The sequence below is a fragment of the Sphingomicrobium lutaoense genome, assembly GCF_014195685.1.
GTDB classification, from domain to species: Bacteria; Pseudomonadota; Alphaproteobacteria; order Sphingomonadales; family Sphingomonadaceae; genus Sphingomicrobium; species Sphingomicrobium lutaoense.
This window is the reverse complement of sequence record NZ_JACICF010000001.1, coordinates 1,385,848-1,407,835: the sequence shown is the minus strand read 5'-3', so window position 1 is coordinate 1,407,835 and position 21,988 is coordinate 1,385,848. Positions and strand designations below refer to the sequence as shown.

The following is a 21,988-nucleotide window of genomic DNA, read 5'->3' as shown; positions in this document are numbered from 1 at the left end:
AGGCCCGTTACGGGCGCGCCGACCGCTCGATGATGGGGCGCTGGTTCTGGGAAGTGGACAAGGTGCTCCTCCTGATGATCGCGATGCTGATCGGCATCGGGCTCATTGCGGTCGCCGCGGCCAGTCCGGCGGGCGCGCGGCGCCTGTCAGGCGGAGCGGTAAAGGTCCCCGAACTCTATTTCTTCTACCGGCAGATCGCCTGGATCACCCTGTCGATCCCGATCATGTTGTTCATCTCGATGATGAACCGCGACATGGCGCGGCGGTTGAGCCTCGTCGGGGCGGGGGTGGCTTTCGTCGCGCTGCTTCTCGTGCCTTTCATCGGATCGGAGACCAATGGCGCGCAGCGCTGGATCGACCTCGGCATCTCGCGCTTCCAGCCGTCGGAGTTTCTGAAGCCCTTCTATGTCGTCGCGCTGGCATGGCTGTTCAGCCTGAAGGACAAGGGGCTGCCGACCGGGCTGATTTCGGCTGCGATGTTCGGGGCGGTCGCGGTGCTCCTGATGGCGCAACCCGATTTCGGATCGACGATCATCTTCGGCGCGGTCTGGGCGGGGATGTTCGCGCTGGCCGGGGCCAATATGCGCCTGTTGGGCGCGATGGGCGTGGCCGCGCTGGTCGGGATCATTCTGGCCTATTTCTTCTATGATGTCGCGCAGACGCGCATCGATGCCTTCCTTTTCGGCGAGGGCGACAATTTCCAGACGCAGAATGCGATGCGCACGCTGACCGCGGGCGGGCTGTTCGGCATGGGGCCCGGCGCAGGACGCTTCAAATTCACCCTGCCCGAACCGCATACCGATTATATCTTCTCGGTGATCGGCGAGGAATTCGGGCTGATTGCCTGCCTGGTCATCGCGCTTCTCTATCTTGGGATCATGGCGCGGGTGCTGGTGCGGCTGCTCGACGAGGAAGATCCCTTTGCCATTCTCGCGGCATCGGGGCTGGCGATGATGTTCGGGCTGCAGGCCTTCATCAACATGGCGGTCAACGTCCAGATCGCGCCGTCGAAGGGCATGACGCTGCCCTTCATTTCCTACGGCGGTTCCTCCATGCTGGCCTTGTCGATCATGATCGGATTGCTGCTCGCCTTCACGCGTGCGAACCCTTATCTCAACCGGTCACCCTATGTGGTCAAATGGAGCGGATCATGAATGTCATCCTCGCAGCGGGCGGAACCGGCGGTCACATGATCCCGGCGCATGCGCTGGCCGATGAACTGAAGCGGCGCGGGCATGGCGTGATGCTGGTCACCGACCAGCGCGGCGCGGGCATCCCCGCGATCTTCGACGATGTCGAGACCCATGTGCTTCCCGCCGGGCGCCTGCAGGGCGGGCCGCTCGGCATGATCCGGACGATCTGGAACGTCTACAAGGGCACGCGCGCGGCCAGCGAACTTTACGAAAGCTATCCGCCCGACGTGGTGGTGGGCTTTGGCGGCTATCCGGCCCTGCCGTCGTTGCTGGCGGCGCAGCGGCGCGGCATCCCGACGCTGCTGCACGAGCAGAATGCGGTGCTCGGACGCGTCAATCGTGCGCTGGCGGGCAAGGCCAAGGCGGTCGCCACTGCCTATCGCAAGGTCCAGCGGCTGAAGGACCAGGGCAAGGCGGTACTGGTCGGCAATCCGGTCCGCGCCGAAATCCAGCGGCTGGGCGAAATTCCCTTTCCGGCCTTCGACGAAAGCAGCCCGCTGCATATTCTCGTGACCGGCGGGAGCCAGGGCGCGCGCGTGCTGGGCGAGGTCGTGCCAGCGGCGATGGGGCGGCTTCCCGAGGAACTCAAGCACCGCTTGAATATTGTTCAACAGTGCCGACCCGAGGATATCGACGATGTCCGACAGGCCTATGTCGACCTCGATATTCCCGCGGAGACCATGACCTATATCGAAGACATGCCGGGCCGGATCGGCGATGCCCATCTGGTGATCGCCCGTGCGGGTGCCTCGACCATCGCCGAACTGACCGTCGCCGGTCGGCCCGCGATTCTCGTGCCGCTGCCGAGTGCGACCGACAATCACCAGACTTATAATGCCATGGACATGGCCGAGGGCGGGGGAGCGCGGATGATCCGGCAGGAGAATTTCACCGCCGAGACGCTGGCCGCGCAGGTCGCCGAAATCTGTTCCGATCCGCAGGCGCTTGCCAACGCCGCGCAGCGCTCGCTCGCGATCGGCAAGCCCCATGCCGCGTCCGAACTGGCCGACCTGGTCGAGCGGGTTGCGGCGGGGGACAATCCAATGCCCACCGATCCCGTTCGCGCGCAGCGCCCCGCTCCGCGAACCGGCGGGATGGGGGTGCCCGCATGAAGGCCCTGGGGCGCGACATCGGGATCATCCATTTCGTCGGCATCGGCGGGATCGGCATGTCGGGGATCGCCGAGGTGATGTGCGAACTGGGTTACCAGGTCCAGGGCAGCGACATGAAGGAAGGGCCGACGGTCGAGAAATTGCGGTCCAAGGGGATCGAGGTGAAGATCGGGCATGACCGGGACAATCTCGGCGATGCCGCGGTGGTTGTCTGTTCGACCGCCATTTCGCGCGGCAATCCCGAAGTCGAGGCGGCGATCGAGAAGCGCCTGCCGCTGGTCAAGCGAAGCGAGATGCTGGCCGAACTGATGCGGATGCAGGCGACCATCGCGGTCGCGGGCACCCATGGCAAGACCACCACCACCTCGATGATCGCGGCGATGCTCGACCATGGCGGGATCGAGCCCACCGTCATCAATGGCGGGATCATCAATCGCTACGGTTCGAATGCGCGGTTGGGCAAATCGGACTGGATGGTGGTCGAGGCCGACGAGTCCGATGGCAGCTTCCTGCGGCTCGACGGCACGGTCGCGGTGGTGACCAATATCGATCCCGAGCATCTCGAGCATTATGGCGGGTTCGACAAGGTCAAGGACGCTTTCTGCCAGTTCATCGAGAATGTGCCTTTCTACGGTCTCGCGGTGATGTGCATCGACCATCCCGAGGTGCAGAATGTCCTCAGCCGCATCCAGGACCGGCGCATCCAGACCTATGGTTTTTCGGCCGCCGCCGATATCCGCGCCGACAATGTGCGGTCCGAAAATGGCGGCAGCCGTTTCGACGTGGTGATCACCGATCGCGACGGCGAGAGCCGTACGCTTCGCGATGTCTTCCTGCCCATGCCCGGGCGGCATAATGTCCAGAATGCGCTTGCCGCGATCGCGGTCGGGCTCGAACTGGGGATGAGCGACGAAGCGGTCACGCAGGGCTTTGCCGACTTCGACGGCGTGAAGCGGCGTTTCACCCGCGTCGGCGAAGTCGATGGCGCGATCATCATCGATGATTATGCCCATCACCCGGTCGAGATCCGCGCGGTGTTGAGCGCGGCGCGCGAAGCGGTGTCGGACAGCGATGGCGGGCGGGTGATCGCTGTGGCGCAGCCGCACCGCTACAGCCGTCTTCACGATTTGATGGACGAGTTCCAGACCGCTTTCAACGAAGCCGATATCGTGATGATCACGCCCGTCTATGCCGCGGGGGAGGAGCCGATCGAGGGGATCGACGCCGAGGCGCTGGCCGATGGCCTGCGCGCACGCGGGCACCGCATGGTGCGCACGGTGAAGGACGAGGAGGATCTGGCCGAAGCGCTTCGCGACATTGCCGCCGAGGGCGACCTGGTCCTGTGCATGGGCGCGGGCGACATCACCCGCTGGGCCGCGGGGCTGGCCGATGGAATCAGGAAGGCGCGTGTTTCGAAATGACTGAAATGCCCTCCGTTCGAGGCAAGTTGAAGAAGGATGCGCCGCTGGCGAAGCTTGTCTGGTTCAAGGCCGGCGGTCATGCCGACTGGCTGTTCGAGCCTGCCGACCGTGACGATCTTGTCGAATTCATCGCTTCGATACCCGAGACCATGCCGGTGATGGCGCTGGGCCTCGGGTCGAACATGATCATCCGCGATGGCGGGGTCGAGGGCGTGGTGGTGAAGCTCGGCAAGGCCTTCGCCTCGGTCGAGAAGCTGGACGATGTGACGCTCAAATGCGGAGGCGGAGCGCATGGCGTTCTCGTGTCCTCGGCGGCGCGCGATGCGGGGATCGGCGGGCTGGAATTCCTGCGCTCGATACCGGGCACGGTGGGCGGTTTCGTCCGCATGAATGGCGGCGCCTATGGGCGCGAGACCTGCGAAATCCTCATCGAGGCCGAGGTGCTGCTGCGCGACGGAAGCGTGCGCACGCTGTCGAACGAGGAGCTGGGCTACAGCTATCGGCACAGCGAACTGCCCGAGGGCGCGATCGTCCTGTCGGCGACCTTTCGCGGCCATCCCGAAAAGCCCGAGGCGATCCAGGCCGAGATGGACCGCATCCAGGAAGCGCGCGAGAATTCGCAGCCGGTCCGCACCCGCACCGGCGGTTCGACCTTCAAGAATCCCGAGGGTGGGAAGGCCTGGGAGCATGTCGACGCGGCAGGATGCCGCGGCCTCACCCGCGGCGACGCGCAGGTGTCGGAGAAACATTGCAACTTCCTCATCAATCTCGGTAACGCTTCGGCAAGCGACATCGAGCAGTTGGGCGAGGATGTTCGCGACAAGGTGAAGGCCCATTCGGGCGTGGAACTGGAATGGGAAATCCAGCGGGTAGGACGGAAATCCGGGTGAACAAGGATCTCATTGTCGTCGTTCTGATGGGCGGTTGGTCCGCCGAGCGCGAAGTCTCCTTGATGAGCGGCAAGGGAGTGGTCGCAGCGCTCGAGGAGCGCGGATGGAAGAATGTCACCGCGCTCGACATGGACCGCGACATAGCCGCGAAACTTGCCGAACTGCGCCCCGATGTCGTCTTCAACGCGCTGCACGGCACGCCGGGCGAGGATGGCAGCGTGCAGGGCCTGATGGACATCATGGGCATCCGCTACACCCACTCGGGCGTGACCACCTCGGCGGTGGCGATCGACAAGCAGCTCACCAAGGCGGTGCTCGAACCGCATGGCATTCCGATGCCGCCCGGAAAAGTGGTCGAAAGCGCTTCGCTTTTCGAAGGCGATCCCCTTCCTCGTCCTTTCGTCCTCAAGCCCGTCAACGAGGGGTCGAGCGTCGGCATCGCGATCGTCACCGAGGACAGCAATGTCGGCCATCCGATTTCGGCCAAGGCCGAGGGTCCGTGGCAGAAGTTCGACCGGCTTTTGGCCGAGACCTTCATCGAGGGACGCGAACTCACCGTTTCGGTGCTGGGCGAAGAAGCCTTTTGCGTCACCGAATTGAAGCCCAAGGCGGGCTTTTACGACTATGAGGCCAAATATACCGACGGGAAGACCGACCATATCTGCCCCGCGCACATCCCCGACGACGTCGCCGAGGCGATGAAAGCACATGCCGTCGAAGCGCATCGCATTCTTGGTTGCAAGGGCGTGTCGCGCTCCGATTTCCGCTGGGACGACGAAAAGGGCATGGACGGCATCTTCCTTCTCGAGACCAATACCCAACCCGGCATGACCCCGCTCAGCCTCGTGCCCGAACAGGCGCGCGCGATCGGGATGAGCTATGGCGAACTCGTCGAGAAGATCATCGCGGAGGCGCTTTCGCGATGAGCGCCAAGCATGTGAAACGCAGTGCCCCCAAGCGGCGAAGCGCGCGGCGGACCCGCAAGGCCGCTCCGCGCAAGAATGCCGCCGGCGGCGCGCAGGCAGGAGCCGACAGGGTTGCCCGTTTCGCATTCTTCGCCTTTGCCGCGGTCATCGGCATCGCCATTCTCTTCGCGCTCGACCTGCCCGGCAAGGCCGCTCGGGCGGCCGGGGAAGGCGTGGGCTCGATGGGCTTTCGCGTGAAGAGCGTCGATGTTCAGGGCATCGAGCGGATGGATCCCGAACCCGTCTATCGCATCGCGCTCAACCAGCGCACCACCGCCCTGCCGCTGGTCGATACCTCGGACGTGCGGCGCCGCCTGCTCGATTTCGGCTGGGTGCATGATGCGCGCGTGTCGCGCCGCTATCCCGACACGCTGGTGATCGACATCGTCGAGCGCGAGCCTGCCGCGCTGTGGCAGGACGACGGGCGGCTGATGCTGATCGATGCAGAGGGCAGGATCCTCGACCGGGTGCCGATCAGCGAGATGCCCGACCTGCCGCTTCTGCTCGGCCCCGGCGCGCCCGCCAACTATGCCCAGCTGGCGCGGATCCTCGACCGCGAGCCCGCGCTCAAGAGCCAGCTTGCCTCGGCGCGCTGGGTCGGGCGGCGGCGCTGGGACCTCAATGTGACGAGCGGGGAAATCCTCGTCCTTCCCGAAGGCGAGAAAGCCGCGTCCGAGGCGCTTGCGAGCTTCATGAAGAACGATCGTGCCAATCCGCTCCTGGGCCTCGGGGTGAAGCGCTACGACCTGCGCATTCCGGGCCAGGCGATCGCGCGGATGCCGGGGCCGGTCGAGGAATTGCGCGACGGGGGAGGCGCCTGATGGCTGCGCTCGGCGAAGCGCCCATTGCCGCGCTCGACATCGGTTCGTCCAAGGTCTCCGCGCTGGTCGTCCAGAAGGATGATGACGGCGCGATCAAGGTGCTGGGATCGGGGCAGCGCGAGTCCAAGGGCGTCAAGCGCGGCTATATCACCGACATGGAAATCTCCGAGGTGGCGGTTCGCGAGGCGGTCGATCTTGCCGAGCGGATGAGCGGAGTGACCGTCGATGAGGTCTGGGCGGGATTTGCCGCGGGCGGACTGGTCAGCGACGTCGCGAATGTCGAAGTCGAACTGGGCGGCCATCCGGTCGAGGAAAGCGACATCGCCGAACTCCTGGCGGCGGGGCGCGCGGCGATCGACCGCGAAGGGCAGGTCGTTCTCCATGCCCATCCCGCGCTTTACACCATCGATGGTGTGCAGGGCGTCAAGAACCCGCGCGGGCTCCATGCCGGACGACTGGGGGTCGATATCCATGTGATTGCCGCCGACGAGGCGCCTTTGCGCAACCTCGATTATGTCATCCGATCGGCGCATCTTGGCGTCCGCGCCATCGTCGCTTCGACCGCCGCCTCGGCCGAGGCCGTCCTTACCGAGGACGAGCGCGACCTCGGCGTCGCGCTGGTCGAACTTGGTGCCGATGTCACCAATGTCTCGCTCCATGCGGGGGGAATGCTGGTCGGACTGCGTTCGATCCCGCTTGGCGCGCGCGATGTCACCGAGGATATCGCGATGGCATTCGGCGTGCCGCGCCGCGATGCCGAGCGGATGAAATGTTTCTATGGCTCGGCGATGCAGAGCCCGCGCGACAATCACGAGATGATCGATGCGCAGGTCGGCGCCTCGGGCGAGCCGATGCGCATCACCCGCGCGCAGCTCGTCACCGTCATCCGCCAGCGCACCGAGGAAATCTGCAACGAAGTCGATGCGGCGCTGCGGAGCCTTGGCTTTTCGGGGCCGGTCGGGCGGCAGGTCGTGGTGACCGGCGGCGGGGCCGAGCTCAAGAATGTCGATGACTATATGGGCGGGGTGCTGGGTCGGCAGGTTCGGGTCGGACGGCCGCGCGGGCTGCCCGGGCTTCCCGATGCGCTGTCGGGGCCGGCTTCGGCGACGCTCATCGGCCTTGCGCTGATGGCAGCCAAGGGCGACGACGGATTGCATGACATCGCGCTAAAGGAAGCGGCGCGCACGGCGCGCAGCGGGGGCCTGTTGTCGCGCCTCATCCGCGCGCTCAAGGAAGGTTATTAGGTCCGGATTGCAGGCATTTGTTGCGCGAAAGACTCAGCAATTGTCCTATATTGAATCAAATCCTAACTTTTTTGGGCCCGCGTTAACTTTTTGCTTGGGCGGTGCATCGGGCTGTGCAAGGATTCGCAGCAAGTGTTGAACCAGTAGTGAGGTCAGGGGGCCAATCATGAGCATTGATCTGATGCGTCCGGAAGTCGATGAACTTCGTCCCAGAATCAGCGTGATCGGGGTCGGCGGCGCCGGTGGCAATGCGGTCGCCAACATGATCCGCGCCGATGTCCAGGGCGTCGAATTCCTCGTCGCCAATACCGATGCGCAGGCGCTCAATGCCTCCGATGCCGATACGCGCATCCAGCTTGGCCTCAAGATCACCCAGGGTCTGGGTGCGGGTTCGCGGCCCGAGATCGGCCGTGCCGCCGCCGAGGAAACGCTCGAGGAAATCGAAGCGGCGCTCGAGGGGGCACACATGTGCTTCATCGCTGCGGGGATGGGCGGCGGAACCGGTACCGGCGCTGCGCCGGTGATCGCCAAGACCGCTCGCAACAAGGGTATCCTGACCGTCGGCGTGGTGACCAAGCCCTTCGCCTTCGAAGGTGCGCGCCGGATGCGTTCGGCCGACAGCGGCATCGAGGAACTGCAGCAGCATGTCGACACGCTGATCGTCATTCCCAACCAGAATCTCTTCCGCCTCGCCAATGCCGACACCACCTTCAAGGAGGCCTTCGAGATGGCCGACGAGGTGCTGCAGCAGGGCGTGCGCGGGATCACCGACCTTATGGTCATGCCGGGCCTCATCAACCTCGACTTTGCCGACGTGCGGTCGGTGATGGGCGAGATGGGCAAGGCGATGATGGGCACCGGCGAGGCCGAGGGCGACAATCGCGCCATCGAAGCCGCCGAAAAGGCCATTTCCAACCCGCTGCTCGACGGGGTGAGCATGAAGGGCGCCAAGGGCGTCATCATCTCGATCACCGGCGGCATGGACATGAAGCTGATGGAAGTCGACGAAGCGGCCAGCCACATCAAGGAACTGGTTGACGACGATGCCAACATCATCTGGGGTTCGGCCTTCAACGACAGCCTCGACGGCAAGATCCGCGTGAGCGTGGTCGCCACGGGTATCGACGGCGAGGAAGGCGTGATGCCCGCGGGCGGCACCACCCAGGCAAGCGGGCAGGCGGGCAAGGTCTTCACCTTCCCGAGCGCCAAGCCCGCGACCCCGACGAGCGCCGCGCCCGTCACCGAGACCCCGGCGCCGACCGCGCCCACGGTGCAGCAGGACGACGAGGGCAGTGACGAGGGCGACGATCTCCTCGACCTCACTGCCGAGGACGAAGCGGGCGACGAACTGCTTCTCGACAATGAGGAAGTGCTGACCACGCCCGTCACCAAGCCGCCGTTCGTGCCGAGTGACAATGACGATGTCGTCACCTCCGAAGGCAGCGCCGAGCGCGACGAGGGCGGCAAGGATGCCGACACGGGCAAGGCCGCGGGGGGCACGCTGTTCGAGCGCATGTCCAACATCGCGCGCGGTTCGGGAGCGGGCGAATCGGGTTCGGGCGAGGGGCCGAGCCTACGCCGCGAACCTCTTGATATTCCGCGTTTTCTTAACCGGCAGAATAACCAATAGGCAGTTAACGCCGGCGACCGGTCATTCACCGTTCGCCGGCAACGTCCTGTCGCGCCGCGTCTCTTCGGACAGGTGAAAGACAGGCGAGGTCTGGCATGGGAGCAATATGCAGACCCGTATCCTCAAAAACGCCCTGACCAGCGCGCTCGCGGCGACGGCTCTTGCCGTGGCCATGCCCGCTTCCGCTCAACATAGTGGCGAACCGCCCGCCGACGTGTTGAAGCGCCAGCTCCAGACGCTCAATTCGCGTCCCAATGACATGGAGGCGCTGGTCGCGGCCGGCTATGCCTCGCTCGATCTGGGCGACTATCCCGCGGCGGGGGGCTTTTTCGGCCGCGCCGCCGACGTCAATCCCAACGATCCGCGCCCGCAGGCGGGGATGGGCGCGGTGATGGCCGAGAATGGCGAAGCCGAACGGGCGCTCGCCTATTTCGCGGCGGCCGAGCGGCTGGGCGCCTCGCCCGCGCAGTTCGGGGTCGATCGCGGCCTTGCCTATGACCTCATCGGCCAGTTGAAGGCTGCCGAGGCCGATTATCGCAAGGGGCTTGGCACCCATCGCGACGCGCAGGCGCGCCGCCGCCTCGCGCTCAATCTGGCGATGCAGGGTGACCGTACCGCGGCGCTCGCATTCCTGAAGCCGCTGCTCGATGCCGGCGATCCCGCCGCGCAGCGCGGGCGCGCCTTCGTGCTGGCGCTGACGGGCGATCTCGACGGTGCACGGCGCGCTTTCGACAGCGCGATGCCCGGCACGGCCGATCGCATCGATCCCTTCATTCGCAAGCTCGGCATCATCGCGGTGCCGCAAAAGGCGGCCGCGGTGCACCTCGGCCGGTTCCCGAGCGACGATCAAATCCAACTTTCCTCGCGCGTGCCGACGCCGCAGGCGCGCACGGTGCCCCAGCGCAGCGTCGCCGAGAATGTATCGCGGCCCGAGCCGCGTCCGGCACCCGAAGCCCAGCGCAGCGCCGACCAGGAAGATGGTCGGCGGGTTCGCCGCTTCCGCCAGGTGGTCGCCGAGCGGCCCACGCCGCATGGCCCCGACCGGCGCGTCAAGCTGGTCGAGATCAACCCCGACCCCGACGATGACGTGGACAGGGCCGAGCCCGAGAACAACCAAAACGCGCCCTCTCCGGGCCTGAGCGATTTCACGCTGCCCTCGGCTGCTGCCGCGGCGCAGCATTCGCGCGTCGAGAGCGTCTCCCTGCCTCCTGCCGAGCGGCAGGAGCCGCGGCGTCCGGCCTCGTCGCGACTAGCGGGGATCGACGAGGCGCTCGAACGGCTCCCCGCGCAGGGTTCGCAGCCGCGCACCGAAGTCCCGCCTGCGCCGCGTCCGCGCTACGAGCCGCCGCCCGCGCCGCGCCCGCGCTTCGAGGCGCCGCGCGCGGAACCGCAACGCGCTGCGCCGCAGCCCGCACCGCAGCCCGATATCGGGGTGGCGGGCACCTATTGGGTGCAGCTGGCGGGCGGATCGCGCAAGGACGCCATGCCCTATGAATGGCGGCGGATTTCGCGGCAGGCAGGCAATGTTCTCAATGGCCAGACCGGCCATGTCACGCAGGGGGTCGATTTCTTCCGCCTGCTGGTCGGGCCTTTCCGGTCCGATGACGAAGCGCAGGAAATGGTCAACAAGCTGCGCGCCGAGGGTGTCGACAGTTTTACATGGCAACGGCGCCCCGCGCTGCTCCGGATCGAGAAAATCGGGAGTTGATGCGCGCGCTGGGGGCACTGGCCGCGGATCCCGCACGATCGCGCGGCCGTCGGCATTGCGAGGATGATCGCGGCCCGCGCGGCCCGCGCGATGCCTTCCAGCGTGATCGCGACCGGATCATCCATTCGGTGGCCTTTCGCCGCTTGCGTCACAAGACGCAGGTTTTCGCCGCGCCCGATGGCGACCATTTCCGCGTCCGCCTGACCCACAGCCTCGAAGTCGCGCAGATCGGCAGGGCGATGGCGCGCACGCTGGGGCTCAACGAGGATCTGACCGAGGCGCTGTGCCTCGCGCACGACCTTGGCCATCCGCCGTTCGGCCATGGCGGCGAGGATGCACTCGAGCGCGAACTGGAGAGCGCGGGGGGCTTTGACCATAATGCCCATTCGCTTCGGTTGGTGACGCTGCTCGAGACGCCTTATCCGGGCTTCGACGGGCTCAATCTCACCTGGGAAATGCTCGAGGGGCTGGCCAAGCATAATGGCCCGATTTCGCAGCCGAGCTGGGCGATGGCCGAGGCCGACGCCGGGCACGGGCTGGAATTGGGAAGCTGGCCCTCGCTCGAAGCGCAGGTCGCGGCGATTGCCGACGATATCGCCTATGACAATCATGACGTGGACGACGGGTTGCGGGCGGGCATTCTCGATCTTGAGGCGCTGGTCGAAGGAGTGCCGCTGGTAAAACGGCACTGGGATGCGATCGAGGCGCGCCATCCGGGCATCGCGCCGCCCCGCAAGCAGGCGGCATTGGTCCGCGACATGATCGGAACGATGGTGAGCGACGTGCTGACCGAAACGAAGCGGCGGGTGCGTGAAGCGGGCGTCGAGACGCTGGACGATGTCCGGGCCGCGGGTCGCCAGCTGGCGGGTTTCTCACCCGAGATGGAAGCGCAGGAGCGGCAGCTGAAGCGCCATCTTTACGCGCATCTCTACGATAGCGAGGCGCTGCGGCCCATCCGCGTCGAGGCACAGCGGATCGTGGGCGACCTGGCACAGAAGTTGAAGGACGAGCCGGGACTGCTTCCCAAGGGCTGGCAGCGCGGCGAGGGCGAGGAAGCTTTGCTGCGCGGAATTGGCGATTATATTGCAGGCATGACCGACACTTTCGCCATCCGCCGCCACGAGGAGTGGATCGGGCCGGTGGACCTTCCGGACCGGTTCTAGGTGCGGATCGCACTCATCGGCGCAACGGGCCTGATCGGCCGGTCGCTGGTGCCCATGCTTGCCCGGCACGATCTCCTGACGCTGGGACGGCGAGAAAGTCTGCCTTTCATGCCGCATCATCGCGAGAAGGTCGGGCCGATCGAGGATTGGCCCGGGCTGCTCGAAGGCGACGGAGTTGATGTCGCCATCGCGGCGATCGGGACGACATGGGCGAAGGTGCGCGACTGGGAGAAGTTCGAGGCGATCGACCGTCATGGAGTGACCAGCTTTGCGGAAGGAGCGCGACGCGCAGGCGCGCGGCAACTGATCGTGATCTCCTCGGCGCTCGCCGATGCCGACAGTCGCAATCGCTATCTTGCGATCAAGGGTCGGATGGAAGCCGATGTGCGCAAGCTCGGGTTCGAGCGGGTCGATGTCGTGAGGCCCGGCCTTTTGCGTGGAAAGCGGGGAAGCGACCGCAGACCGGGCGAACGGTTCGGCATTCTCATTTCGCCGCTGCTCAACCTCCTGCTGCGCGGACCGTTGGAGAAATATCAGGCAATCGATGCCGAGCAGGTCGCGCGCGCCGTCGCGGCGCTGGTGGGCAAGGCCGGTGGCGGCGTCTTCATCCATCACAATCGCGAGTTGAAGGCGCTGGGGGAATGATCCGGCCCTTCTCGGCGCGACGTCCGATCATCATGGGCGCGATCTTCGGTTCCTATCTGGGACTGTTCCTGTGGGGAATGTTGCTGGTGGCGCGCGACATGGTACCGAGCGGACCGGCCTGGGCGCTGCCCCTCATGATATTGGTCTATGGTGCCTTCATCGTTCCGGTCGCCGCGCTGGGGCTTCTTCTTTTCGGATTGCCCGCCGCGCGCGCGGTGGGCGGCGACTTTCGTGCGCCATGGCTTCCGCTGGCGGCGGTCGTGATGGGAGCGATCGCGGGCAATCTGCTGGTCGCGGGCGTGCTGATCCTCACTACCGGGAGATGGGGGACGCCGGGGGGAATCGATCCCCTGGGACCGGGTACGCTGATCGGGGCGGCGACGGGCCTCGCCTTCTGGTGGTTCGAGCGACAGTGGCGTGCCGACGACGCCGATCGGCGCCAGCGCGAGGGCGAGTGGAGCGGTGATTTCGACCCCGACGACCTATAAAAAAGGGGATTTTTCGTACATTTTGCCCACACAACTATTCTGGAGCGGAAAAACTTTCATGATGCCAACGGTCGCCTCCAAGCGGCACACCGTTCTGTTTTCGGACGATTAATTCCTAGGTTTGAACGACTCGTTTAACTTATGTTATACGGCGGGGTCTTTTGCGGAAGGGGCAGCGAAGATGTTTATGGCATTGGCGATGCTGGCGGCGGCAAGCGAAACGGACAAGAAGGTGGAGACCGACTGGGGCATTCGCCTGGTCGGGCGACCCGAATATGTCGATCCCGCCCTTGCGCCCATTCCGGCGGCATTCGACCTTGGTGCGGTGGCCAGTCTTGGCGGACAATATGGCCGCGTGACGAGCCTGCGCCGAAGCCCCGAGCATAACCGGCGCGTTGGCGGGGTTCCCAACAGCCATCACATCCGTGGCCGGGCGATCGACATCGCGCGGCGGGCAGGCGTGACCCATGGCCAGATCGATGCCGCCTATCGCCGTGCGGGATACCGGCTGATCGAAAGCCTCGACGAAGGCGATCATAGCCATTTCGCCTTCGGCGACCCGCTGGCGCCGCGGCCCAGCGTGCAGATCGTCGGCGGGAACGAACCGACCAAATGGCGGATCATCACGCCGCCGTCGTCGGGACGCTGAAGCTTCCATCTCTTTGCACGGGTGACGAATGGCGAGGGCTGCGCTAGAGGCGCGCCTGACCTTGAATCGCTTTGGAAAAATCCATGTCGCTTTATGCCCGTTTCGCCACCGCGCTGGACGCCATTCTCGATGACCTGACCGCCGCGGGGACGCTGCCTGCCGACCTGCCGCGCAAGAATGTCTCGGTCGAGCCGCCGCGCGATGCCTCGCATGGCGACCTTGCCACCAATGCGGCGATGGTGCTGGCCAAGCCCGCCGGGACCAATCCGCGCGCGCTTGCGGGCGAGATCGCTTCGCGGCTGGAGAAGGTAGAGGGCGTGACCGCGGTCGAGATCGCCGGGCCGGGCTTCATCAACATCCGCCTCGACGAGGTCGCGTGGCGCGACGAACTGGCGGCGATCCATGCCGCCGGTGCCGATTACGGGCGCAGCCGCACCGGTGAGGGCGAAGCGGTCAATATCGAATATGTCTCGGCCAATCCGACCGGCCCGATGCACATGGGCCATTGCCGCGGCGCGGTGGTGGGCGATGCGCTGGCGAGCCTGCTCGAATGGGCGGGCTATCGCGTGGTGCGCGAATATTATGTCAACGATGCAGGCAGCCAGGTCGATACGCTCGCCCGCTCGGCGCACCTGCGTTACCGCGAGGCATTGGGCGAGGACGTGGGCGAGATCCCCGAGGGCCTTTATCCCGGTGACTATCTGAAGCCCGTCGGCGCGATGCTCGCCGAGGAATATGGCGACCGCTGGGTGGGCAAGGCCGAGAGCGAGTGGCTGCCCCTGTTCAAGAAGCGCACCGTCGCCGCGATGATGGATCTCATCCGCGTGGACCTCGCGCTGCTCGGCATCCATCACGACGTCTTCGCGTCCGAAGCCGAACTGCAGGAAGCGGGCAAGGTCGACGAGGCGATGCGCACGCTCATGGACAAGGGGCTGGTCTATGAAGGCACGCTGGAGCCGCCCAAGGGCGAGGTTCCCGACGATTGGGAACCGGTCGAACTGACGCTGTTCCGCTCGACCCGCTTCGGCGACGACCAGGACCGGCCGATGAAGAAGTCGGACGGCAGCTGGACCTATTTCGGCGCCGATGCCGCCTATCACCTCCAGAAGGCGAAAGGGGTCGATCATCTCGTCAACATCTGGGGCGCCGATCATGCCGGGACGGTGAAGCGCGTCCAGTCGGCGGTCACCGCGCTCACCGACGGCAAGGTCGATCTCGACGTCAAGCTCGTCCAGATGGTCAAGCTGATGCGCGCGGGCGAACCGATCAAGATGTCCAAGCGGTCGGGCAATTTCGTCACGCTGGCCGACGTGGTGCGCGAAGTGGGCAAGGACGTGGTGCGCTTCATGATGCTCACCCGCAAGGCCGACGCGATGCTCGAATTCGACTTTGCCAAGGTGGTCGAGGCTTCGAAGGACAATCCGGTCTTCTATGTCCAATATGCCCATGCGCGCATTTCGTCCCTGCATCGCAAGGCCAAGGCTCTGGGGCTCGACAAGGGCGAAGCCGACCTTTCGCTGCTCGACGGCGAGGAACTGGCTCTGGTGCAGAAGGCCGCGCAATTCCCGCGCATCGTCGAGCAGGCCGCGCTAGCGCATGAGCCGCACCGCATCGCCTTCTATCTCTACGACCTTGCCGCGGCGCTGCATGCGGCGTGGAATCGCGGTAACGACCATCCCGAAAAACGCTTCCTCATCGAGGACAATCCCGAAGTGAGCAGATCGCGTCTGGCATTGGCGCGCGGCATCGGGCAGGTTCTTCGCAACGGGCTCAAGATCATGGGGGTCGAGGCCGCCGAGGAGATGCGCTGATGGTCGAGACGCGGACGGGCTATGACGAGGATCGGCTTCCCTGGCTGGAAGCGGTCGACGACGAGGATGCGCCGCGCGCGATCAGCGCCGGCAAGATGACCGCCTTCATCGCGGTCGTCCTGGTCGCCATGGGTCTGGTTGCCGCGACCATGTTCTGGCTCGGGCGCAATGACGAAACGGTGGGCGGGGCTCCCGAACTCATCGCCGCGCCCGACACGCCGATCAAGGTCAAGCCCGACGATCCGGGCGGTCTCGACGTCGACGGCGACAGCGAAACCGCCTTCGCCACCTCGGCGGGCGAGGAGCCCGATGCGCGGATCGACGAGGAGAAGCTGGTCGAGGCACCGGTAATCGCGGTCAAGGAACCCGCGCCGGCACCGCCCAAGCCCGCTCCGCGCGCCGCGCCGAGCGAGCCCGAACCCGCTGCTCCCGCCGCCGCCGCGCCAAGCGGGCCGCAAGTGCAGCTGGGGGCCTATTCGACGCTGGCCAAGGCCGAAACCGGCTGGGTGCTGCTGTCGAGCAATTTCCCCGAAGTGGCGGCCCTGAAGAAGAATATCGTCGAGGCGCGCGTCAACGGGCGCAAGCTCTACCGCCTGCGTGCCGTGGCGCCTGACCGGGCCGCGGCGCAGGCCGCCTGCGATGCCTTGAAGGCTGACGGCGAAAGCTGCGTTCCGGTGAATTGATGCGCGCTGCGATCTACGGGCTTTCGGGCCCCAAACTGACCGACGCCGAACGATCCTTTCTGAAGGATGCCGATCCGCAGGGGATCATCCTCTTCGCGCGCAATTGCGAGACGCCCGACCAGCTCCGGCGGCTGACCGACGATCTGCGCTCGCTTTCGGGCCGCGACAATCTGGCTATCCTCATCGACCAGGAAGGCGGTCGGGTAGCGCGGATGAAAGCGCCGTCCTGGCCTCTTTTTCCGCCGATGGGCGACTTTGCGAAACTCTATGCCCGCGCGCCGTCGAGCGCGATCGAGGCGGCGCGGGTCAATGCCCGTGCACTGGGCCTCATGCTCCGCGAGGTGGGGATCAATGTCGATGCGCTGCCGCTTCTCGATGTTCGCCAGCCCGATGCCGACGAGATCATCGGCGACCGCGCGCTGGGTGACGATCCGATGCAGGTGGCGGCGCTGGGCCGGGCCGTGCTCGACGGGCTGGCATCGGCAGGCGTGTCGGGGATCGTCAAGCATATCCCGGGGCATGGCCGCGCCCTGGTCGACAGCCACAAGGAATTGCCCGTGGTCGAAGCGACGGGCCCGGAATTGGATGCCGATCTCCAGCCCTTCGAGACGCTCAACTGGGCGCCGGTGGGGATGATGGCGCATGTCGTCTATAGCTGCTGGGATCCCGACCACCCCGCCAGCCAGTCCGAAACGGTGATCCGCGATATCGTGCGCGGGCGCATCGGTTTTACCGGCTGGCTGATGAGCGACGATATCGGGATGGAAGCACTCGATGGCGACATGGGCGCGCGTGCGATGGGCGTGCTGCGGGCAGGCTGCGATAGCGCGCTCCATTGTTCAGGCAAGATGGACGAGATGGAGTTGATCGCGGGCCATGTGCCGCCTGCCAGCGCGGCCAATGTGAAGCGCATGGAAGCCGCACTCGACTGGGCCGGGCAACGGCTGGTCGAGGACGAGCGCGAACCCGACCTTGCGGCGAGCATGGCCAAGCGCGACGAACTGCTGGCGCTGGCCTGAAAATGCGCTAGGCTGGCGGCATGGGGGAGCCCTTATTCGCCAGCGAACGCAGCCGCGAGGGACAGCTGCATCTCGACCTAGACGGGTGGGAAGGTCCGCTTGACCTTTTGCTCAGCCTCGCGCGCAACCAGAAGGTCGATCTGACCCAGATCTCGATCCTCGACCTCGTCGAGCAATATCTGGCTTTCGTCGAGAAGGCCAAGGAAGTGAAGCTCGAGCTGGCGGCCGACTATCTCGTGATGGCGGCCTGGCTGGCCTATCTCAAGAGCTGCCTTCTCCTTCCCAAGGATCCCGAAGCCGATCCCAGCCCCGAGGAACTGGCGCTTCGCCTGCAGCAGCGGCTGATGCGGCTCGACGCGATGCGCGATGCGGGGGCGCGCCTGCTCGCGCGGGACCGAGTGGGGCGCGATGTCTTCGTGCGCGGGGCGCCCGAGGGTTTGAAGCTCATCCGCCGCGCGGCCTGGCAGTCGAGCGCCTTCGATCTCTATGCCGCCTATGGTCGCGTCCGGGCGCGCACCCAGCCCGCGGTGCACATGGTCCATGACCGGCGCGTGATGACGCTCGAGGATGCGATTCACCGGGTTCAGCAGATGCTCGGCATCGCGGTCGAATGGACCACGCTCGAAGCCTTTCTGCCCGCGACCGACGACCCCGCTTTCCGCAAGTCCTGTCTTGCCTCTTCCTTCCTCGCCGCGCTCGAACTGGCGCGGCAGGGCAAGCTGGCGCTCGAGCAGGAGGAAGCCTTTTCGGATATCCGGGTGAAGGCTGCCTGATGGAAGACGTCACCCGCGCGGTCGAGGCAATTCTCTTCGCCAGCGAGGAGCCGCTCAGCGTGGAGGCGATCGAGGGGCATGTCGGCGAAAATCTCGCGGTCGAGGGCGCGGTGAAAGAGGCGCTCGGCGCGCTTGCCGAACATTATGAGGGGCGCGGCATCGAATTGGTGGAGCGGGGCGGCCGCTGGCATTTCCAGACCGCGCCCGATCTTTCGCACCACCTTCGACGCGAGCGCGAGGAGCCGCGGCGGTTGAGCCGGGCGGCGACCGAGACGCTGGCGATCATCGCTTATCACGAGCCGGTGACCCGCGCCGAGATCGAAGCGATTCGCGGTGTGCAGATTTCCAAGGGGACGCTCGACGTGCTGATGGAAGCCGAGTGGGTCCGCACTGCCGGACGGCGCGAGACGCCGGGACGACCGCTGCAATATGCGACCACTCGCGAATTCCTCACCCATTTCGGGCTGGGCAGCCGCCGCAACCTGCCGGGGATCGACGATCTCAAGGCGGCGGGGCTGCTCGATCCGCTCGACGAAGAAGCGCTGCAACTCGAACTGGAATCGGACGAGACGCTGGCAAGTGAGGACGAAGAGGACTAAGTTCTCCGGCAACTGCATTTTCGGAGATTAGTCATGAGCCAGATCGGCCTCCCCGGTATCCTTATCCTGGCATTGCTGCTGCTGCTCCTGTTTGGGCGCAACCGCTTTTCCAACATGATGGGCGATGTTGCCAAGGGTTTGAAAAACTTCAAGAAAGGCCTGTCCGACGAGGATGAGGCCGCCAATCACCAGGCGCCGCCGCGCCAGCTGCCGCGCGAGGACAAGGCCATCGATGCCCAAGTGACGGGCGAACGCGAGCGCGAACAGCGGTAGGAAAGACGGGCCGATGTTCGGCGTCGACGGTGTCGAAATCCTTGTCGTGGCGATCGCCGCGCTGCTTGTCATCGGACCCAAGGACCTGCCGCTCGCGATGCGGACGGTCGGTCGCTGGGTGGGCAAGGTGCGCGGCTATGCCCGCCATTTCAACGCCGGGATCGACGCGGTGATGCGCGAAGCCGAACTGGAAGCGATGGAAAAGGAATGGCGCGAGCAGAATGCCCGCATCATGGCCAAATATCCGCAGGTCGAAAGCGGCGACCCCGGCACAAGCGGGGACGTGCCGCATGGCGAAGATGGCAAGGGTCAGACGCGCCTTCCGCTTGACGAGGAAGCCGACAAAAGGCCGCCCGGGGAGCGCGAGCTTCCGTGAAAGATCTCGATAATACCAAGGCGCCGCTACTCGACCATCTGATCGAGTTGCGAAAAAGGCTGCTGCTGGTGGTGGCGACGCTGTTCGTGACCTTTTTCGCCTGTCTCTATTTCGCCAAGCCGATCTTCGCGATGCTGGTGCAGCCCCTGCTCGAGGCAGGGCAGGGGCGGCTCGTCTTCATCGACCTGTTCGAAGCCTTTTTCGTGGAGATGAAGGTCGCTTTCTTCGCGTCGCTGATGATCACCTTCCCGGTGCTGGCGACCCAATTGTGGCGCTTTGTCGCGCCGGGCCTCTATGCGCGCGAGAAGAAGGCATTCCTGCCCTTTCTCTTGCTCACGCCCTTCTTTTTCGCGGGCGGCGCAGCCTTTGCCTATTTCATTGCGATGCCCTGGGCGCTGCATTTCCTCCTCGGCTTCGAGGGCAATATCGGCGGGGTCGAGCGCGAGGCGCTGCCGGGCGTGGGCAATTACCTGTCCTTCGTGACGCGCTTCCTGTTCGGCTTCGGGGTCGCTTTCCTACTGCCGATCCTCATTCTCGTTCTCGAGCGGGCAGGTCTGGTCACGCGCGAGCAGCTGGTGCGGGGGCGGCGTTATGCGCTGGTCGCCGCATTCCTTCTCGGCGCGATCCTGACCCCGCCGGACGCGGTGAGCCAGGTGATGCTCGCGCTACCGCTCTATGCGCTCTACGAGGGCGCGATCCTTGCCATCCGCCTGACGCGGCCGCGTCGCGAAGCCGAGGCCGCCTCGCAGGACGAAGCACTCTCTTAGCTGGAAGGATTTCTCTCGGGATTTCGGGCAAAAAAGTGGGCCCGAAATCGCCACCGGGGGGGGGGAGGGTTGGCAATTCCGGGCCCATGTAGTTGGATAGCGAGAGCGGGGGGGCAAAAGGTCACTATCCGTGTGATTAAACGCCCATTTTTCGGGGACGGTTCCTTGGAAAAGTGAATTTTTTTTGACAGGGCCGTAACGATCCCGCTTTCCTCTAATTTTCGGGGAAAATCGGGAGGTCCACGGCATAGCTGCCGAGCCGCTTGTCCAGGGGCGAACGCAGCTGCCGCGCCAACCCCGCGACGATGCGATCGAATTGCAGCCGCTGTGTGTCGTCATCGGCATCGTCGACCAGCGCCTCGCTGGCGATGGTGAGGCGGGCGGTAAGCTCGGTCACCTTGCGCAAGCTGATCTCGATCGGGGTCGGCTGGTTCTTGTTGATGATATATTCGACCACCTCGGTAATGAGGAAGGCCGCCGCGACGGCCACGTCCTGCGTGGTCGATACCGCGTCGAGTTCGAGATCGAAGGCCGAGCTGGCGCTGCCCGGGGGAGCGCTCGACCGCAGGCTCGACGCCAGTTCGGTGACGAGGGGGCGCATCTGGATTCCGCGGCTTTCCTCGACTTCGGCAAAATGGTTGCGGTGGACAACCGCGAGCGCCTCGACTCGGCGGCCGATGCCCGCGTAGGCGGCCTGTGCTTCGCCGCCTTCGGCGCCCCGCGAATGGATGTTCAGCAAAGAGGCCACGACCTGGAGATTGTTCTTCACCCGGTGATGGACCTCGCGCACAAGCTTGCGCTGGCCTTCGAGTGCGCTGGCAGTGACCTGCTCGGACTGTTCGATGCGGCCGACGGTGTGGACGAAGGCATCGCCGAGATCGCGGATCTCGGTCGCGGGACCGAGACGGGCGGGCAGGTCGAAGCGATGTTCGTCGGGATCGTAATTGGCGACCGCGCGGCGCAATTTGCGCAGGGGCCGGATGAGAAGGCGGTCCATCAGGAGCCAGCTCAGGAGCAGGGCGATGGCGAACATCAGGACCGGAAGGAAGATGAGCAGCCGGTCCGACACGGTAAGGTCGGCGACATCGACTGCCATATGCGCCTTCAGTCGGCCGCTTGCGATGTCGCTGCTGCCGGTGCGCTGTTCGCCCGAGATGATCGCCCCGTCGCCGATGAGGGTGAGCGAGCCGTTGCGTCCCGCGAGTGTCATCATGTCGATGCCCGGCGCGGCGGCTTCGACCGTGTCGCGCAGCTGGTCGATGGGTACGAGGCTGGTGGCGCTGCCGCCGGGAACGCCGACGCGGGTGACGACGCCGTCACCATCTTCGGCGAGCCAGACCGCGATTCCGCCTGCGGGTACATCCTCACCGCGGCGCACTTCGCCGATTTCGCTGTCGTTGCACAATTGCCGGCCGTCGGCGGAAGTGAGGATGAAACGCTGGCTGAGCGCGGGGGTGATTTCGAGCGATTTGGCCGCCGCGGTGCAGGGGTCGGAGGTGTTGGCGGCAAAGGCGCCGTTGGCCGCGACGCGAAGCGCCAGGGCGTTGCGCGCGATGAGGGCATCGACGGCGCGGGCCGCGCTGACCATCTTGCCATCGGCCTGGCCGAGGATTGCGCGCTGGGTCTGGCGCACCTCGCTGACCGCGGACCATGTCAGCAGCGCCCCGATCGGCGCGAGCGCAATCGTCAGGTAGAGCAGCAGTTTGACCGGCGTCGAAAGGGCCGCCGCGCTTGCTGCAAGGCGCGAAGTCATCGAAG

General features: G+C 65.5%; 22 protein-coding genes. 21 read left to right on the top strand and 1 reads right to left on the bottom strand.

Annotated elements, in window-relative coordinates:
• The first annotated feature begins 29 nt into the window (after window positions 1-29).
• The 21 genes from FHS50_RS07045 (at window position 30) to tatC (ending at window position 20,230) form a co-directional block, all read left to right on the top strand.
• A complete protein-coding gene (locus FHS50_RS07045; protein WP_183933936.1) occupies window positions 30-1,154 on the top strand; it encodes an FtsW/RodA/SpoVE family cell cycle protein in 1,125 nt (374 codons plus the stop codon).
• Window positions 1,151-2,305 (top strand): undecaprenyldiphospho-muramoylpentapeptide beta-N-acetylglucosaminyltransferase, encoded by a 1,155-nt coding sequence (murG, locus tag FHS50_RS07040; protein ID WP_246332988.1) that lies wholly within the window; start codon window positions 1,151-1,153, stop codon window positions 2,303-2,305. Before FHS50_RS07045 ends, murG begins: the two co-directional genes overlap by 4 nt.
• On the top strand, window positions 2,302-3,726 hold the full coding sequence (gene murC / locus FHS50_RS07035) for a UDP-N-acetylmuramate--L-alanine ligase (RefSeq protein WP_183933621.1): 1,425 nt from the start codon (window positions 2,302-2,304) through the stop codon (window positions 3,724-3,726). Before murG ends, murC begins: the two co-directional genes overlap by 4 nt.
• Window positions 3,723-4,616 (top strand): UDP-N-acetylmuramate dehydrogenase, encoded by an 894-nt coding sequence (gene murB / locus FHS50_RS07030; protein ID WP_183933620.1) that lies wholly within the window; start codon window positions 3,723-3,725, stop codon window positions 4,614-4,616. Before murC ends, murB begins: the two co-directional genes overlap by 4 nt.
• Window positions 4,580-5,542, top strand: coding sequence for a D-alanine--D-alanine ligase (locus FHS50_RS07025; RefSeq protein ID WP_183933619.1), 963 nt, complete (start codon window positions 4,580-4,582; stop codon window positions 5,540-5,542). The genes murB and FHS50_RS07025 overlap by 37 nt, the downstream gene beginning before the upstream one ends.
• Window positions 5,539-6,402 (top strand): cell division protein FtsQ/DivIB, encoded by an 864-nt coding sequence (locus tag FHS50_RS07020; protein WP_183933618.1) that lies wholly within the window; start codon window positions 5,539-5,541, stop codon window positions 6,400-6,402. Before FHS50_RS07025 ends, FHS50_RS07020 begins: the two co-directional genes overlap by 4 nt.
• Window positions 6,399-7,646 (top strand): cell division protein FtsA, encoded by a 1,248-nt coding sequence (gene ftsA / locus FHS50_RS07015; RefSeq protein ID WP_425505899.1) that lies wholly within the window; start codon window positions 6,399-6,401, stop codon window positions 7,644-7,646. Before FHS50_RS07020 ends, ftsA begins: the two co-directional genes overlap by 4 nt.
• A 166-nt stretch (window positions 7,647-7,812) precedes the next feature.
• Window positions 7,813-9,276: a cell division protein FtsZ gene (ftsZ, locus tag FHS50_RS07010; RefSeq protein ID WP_183933616.1), complete on the top strand. Its 1,464-nt coding sequence runs from the start codon at window positions 7,813-7,815 to the stop codon at window positions 9,274-9,276.
• A 106-nt stretch (window positions 9,277-9,382) separates the two neighbouring features.
• Window positions 9,383-10,984 (top strand): SPOR domain-containing protein, encoded by a 1,602-nt coding sequence (locus FHS50_RS07005; protein ID WP_183933615.1) that lies wholly within the window; start codon window positions 9,383-9,385, stop codon window positions 10,982-10,984.
• A complete protein-coding gene (locus tag FHS50_RS07000; protein ID WP_183933614.1) occupies window positions 10,984-12,147 on the top strand; it encodes a deoxyguanosinetriphosphate triphosphohydrolase in 1,164 nt (387 codons plus the stop codon). Before FHS50_RS07005 ends, FHS50_RS07000 begins: the two co-directional genes overlap by 1 nt.
• A complete protein-coding gene (locus FHS50_RS06995) occupies window positions 12,148-12,792 on the top strand; it encodes a Rossmann-fold NAD(P)-binding domain-containing protein (protein WP_183933613.1) in 645 nt (214 codons plus the stop codon). It abuts the gene before it with no gap.
• Complete coding sequence (locus FHS50_RS06990; protein ID WP_183933612.1) at window positions 12,789-13,280, top strand: hypothetical protein; 492 nt, start codon at window positions 12,789-12,791, stop codon at window positions 13,278-13,280. Before FHS50_RS06995 ends, FHS50_RS06990 begins: the two co-directional genes overlap by 4 nt.
• 181 nt (window positions 13,281-13,461) lie before the next feature.
• Window positions 13,462-13,929: a D-Ala-D-Ala carboxypeptidase family metallohydrolase gene (locus FHS50_RS06985; RefSeq protein ID WP_221184840.1), complete on the top strand. Its 468-nt coding sequence runs from the start codon at window positions 13,462-13,464 to the stop codon at window positions 13,927-13,929.
• Window positions 13,930-14,012: 83 nt separating this feature from the next.
• On the top strand, window positions 14,013-15,740 hold the full coding sequence (gene argS / locus FHS50_RS06980) for an arginine--tRNA ligase (protein ID WP_183933611.1): 1,728 nt from the start codon (window positions 14,013-14,015) through the stop codon (window positions 15,738-15,740).
• Window positions 15,740-16,423, top strand: a complete 684-nt coding sequence (locus tag FHS50_RS06975; protein ID WP_183933610.1) for an SPOR domain-containing protein — start codon at window positions 15,740-15,742, stop codon at window positions 16,421-16,423. The genes argS and FHS50_RS06975 overlap by 1 nt, the downstream gene beginning before the upstream one ends.
• Window positions 16,423-17,442: a beta-N-acetylhexosaminidase gene (nagZ, locus tag FHS50_RS06970; protein WP_183933609.1), complete on the top strand. Its 1,020-nt coding sequence runs from the start codon at window positions 16,423-16,425 to the stop codon at window positions 17,440-17,442. Before FHS50_RS06975 ends, nagZ begins: the two co-directional genes overlap by 1 nt.
• Before the next feature lie 20 nt (window positions 17,443-17,462).
• A complete protein-coding gene (locus tag FHS50_RS06965) occupies window positions 17,463-18,215 on the top strand; it encodes a segregation and condensation protein A (RefSeq protein ID WP_183933608.1) in 753 nt (250 codons plus the stop codon).
• Window positions 18,215-18,814 (top strand): SMC-Scp complex subunit ScpB, encoded by a 600-nt coding sequence (gene scpB / locus FHS50_RS06960; protein WP_183933607.1) that lies wholly within the window; start codon window positions 18,215-18,217, stop codon window positions 18,812-18,814. Before FHS50_RS06965 ends, scpB begins: the two co-directional genes overlap by 1 nt.
• Before the next feature lie 33 nt (window positions 18,815-18,847).
• Window positions 18,848-19,087 carry a twin-arginine translocase TatA/TatE family subunit gene (locus FHS50_RS10850; protein WP_183933606.1) on the top strand — a complete coding sequence of 80 codons (240 nt, stop codon included), beginning with the start codon at window positions 18,848-18,850 and terminating at the stop codon, window positions 19,085-19,087.
• A 13-nt stretch (window positions 19,088-19,100) separates the two neighbouring features.
• Window positions 19,101-19,463, top strand: coding sequence for a Sec-independent protein translocase protein TatB (tatB, locus tag FHS50_RS06950; protein ID WP_183933605.1), 363 nt, complete (start codon window positions 19,101-19,103; stop codon window positions 19,461-19,463).
• Entirely contained in the window at window positions 19,460-20,230 is a 771-nt protein-coding gene (gene tatC, locus FHS50_RS06945) for a twin-arginine translocase subunit TatC (protein WP_183933604.1), read from the top strand. The genes tatB and tatC overlap by 4 nt, the downstream gene beginning before the upstream one ends.
• Window positions 20,231-20,444: 214 nt before the next feature.
• Here tatC and FHS50_RS06940 read toward each other — a convergent pair whose 3' ends face one another.
• Window positions 20,445-21,983 (bottom strand): sensor histidine kinase, encoded by a 1,539-nt coding sequence (locus FHS50_RS06940; protein WP_183933603.1) that lies wholly within the window; start codon window positions 21,981-21,983, stop codon window positions 20,445-20,447.
• Between the last annotated feature and the right edge of the window lie 5 nt (window positions 21,984-21,988).

What these genes read in the sequence shown, in the direction of transcription:
- FHS50_RS07045 (WP_183933936.1), top strand. Translation starts at nt 30, where the DNA reads ATGATGGGGCGCTGGTTCTGGGAAGTGGACAAGGTGCTCCTCCTGATG.
- murG (WP_246332988.1), top strand. Translation starts at nt 1,151, where the DNA reads ATGAATGTCATCCTCGCAGCGGGCGGAACCGGCGGTCACATGATCCCG.
- murC (WP_183933621.1), top strand. Translation starts at nt 2,302, where the DNA reads ATGAAGGCCCTGGGGCGCGACATCGGGATCATCCATTTCGTCGGCATC.
- murB (WP_183933620.1), top strand. Translation starts at nt 3,723, where the DNA reads ATGACTGAAATGCCCTCCGTTCGAGGCAAGTTGAAGAAGGATGCGCCG.
- FHS50_RS07025 (WP_183933619.1), top strand. Translation starts at nt 4,580, where the DNA reads ATGGGAAATCCAGCGGGTAGGACGGAAATCCGGGTGAACAAGGATCTC.
- FHS50_RS07020 (WP_183933618.1), top strand. Translation starts at nt 5,539, where the DNA reads ATGAGCGCCAAGCATGTGAAACGCAGTGCCCCCAAGCGGCGAAGCGCG.
- ftsZ (WP_183933616.1), top strand. Translation starts at nt 7,813, where the DNA reads ATGAGCATTGATCTGATGCGTCCGGAAGTCGATGAACTTCGTCCCAGA.
- FHS50_RS07005 (WP_183933615.1), top strand. Translation starts at nt 9,383, where the DNA reads ATGCAGACCCGTATCCTCAAAAACGCCCTGACCAGCGCGCTCGCGGCG.
- FHS50_RS07000 (WP_183933614.1), top strand. Translation starts at nt 10,984, where the DNA reads ATGCGCGCGCTGGGGGCACTGGCCGCGGATCCCGCACGATCGCGCGGC.
- FHS50_RS06990 (WP_183933612.1), top strand. Translation starts at nt 12,789, where the DNA reads ATGATCCGGCCCTTCTCGGCGCGACGTCCGATCATCATGGGCGCGATC.
- FHS50_RS06985 (WP_221184840.1), top strand. Translation starts at nt 13,462, where the DNA reads ATGTTTATGGCATTGGCGATGCTGGCGGCGGCAAGCGAAACGGACAAG.
- argS (WP_183933611.1), top strand. Translation starts at nt 14,013, where the DNA reads ATGTCGCTTTATGCCCGTTTCGCCACCGCGCTGGACGCCATTCTCGAT.
- FHS50_RS06975 (WP_183933610.1), top strand. Translation starts at nt 15,740, where the DNA reads ATGGTCGAGACGCGGACGGGCTATGACGAGGATCGGCTTCCCTGGCTG.
- nagZ (WP_183933609.1), top strand. Translation starts at nt 16,423, where the DNA reads ATGCGCGCTGCGATCTACGGGCTTTCGGGCCCCAAACTGACCGACGCC.
- FHS50_RS06965 (WP_183933608.1), top strand. Translation starts at nt 17,463, where the DNA reads ATGGGGGAGCCCTTATTCGCCAGCGAACGCAGCCGCGAGGGACAGCTG.
- scpB (WP_183933607.1), top strand. Translation starts at nt 18,215, where the DNA reads ATGGAAGACGTCACCCGCGCGGTCGAGGCAATTCTCTTCGCCAGCGAG.
- FHS50_RS10850 (WP_183933606.1), top strand. Translation starts at nt 18,848, where the DNA reads ATGAGCCAGATCGGCCTCCCCGGTATCCTTATCCTGGCATTGCTGCTG.
- tatB (WP_183933605.1), top strand. Translation starts at nt 19,101, where the DNA reads ATGTTCGGCGTCGACGGTGTCGAAATCCTTGTCGTGGCGATCGCCGCG.
- FHS50_RS06940 (WP_183933603.1), bottom strand. Translation starts at nt 21,983, where the DNA reads ATGACTTCGCGCCTTGCAGCAAGCGCGGCGGCCCTTTCGACGCCGGTC.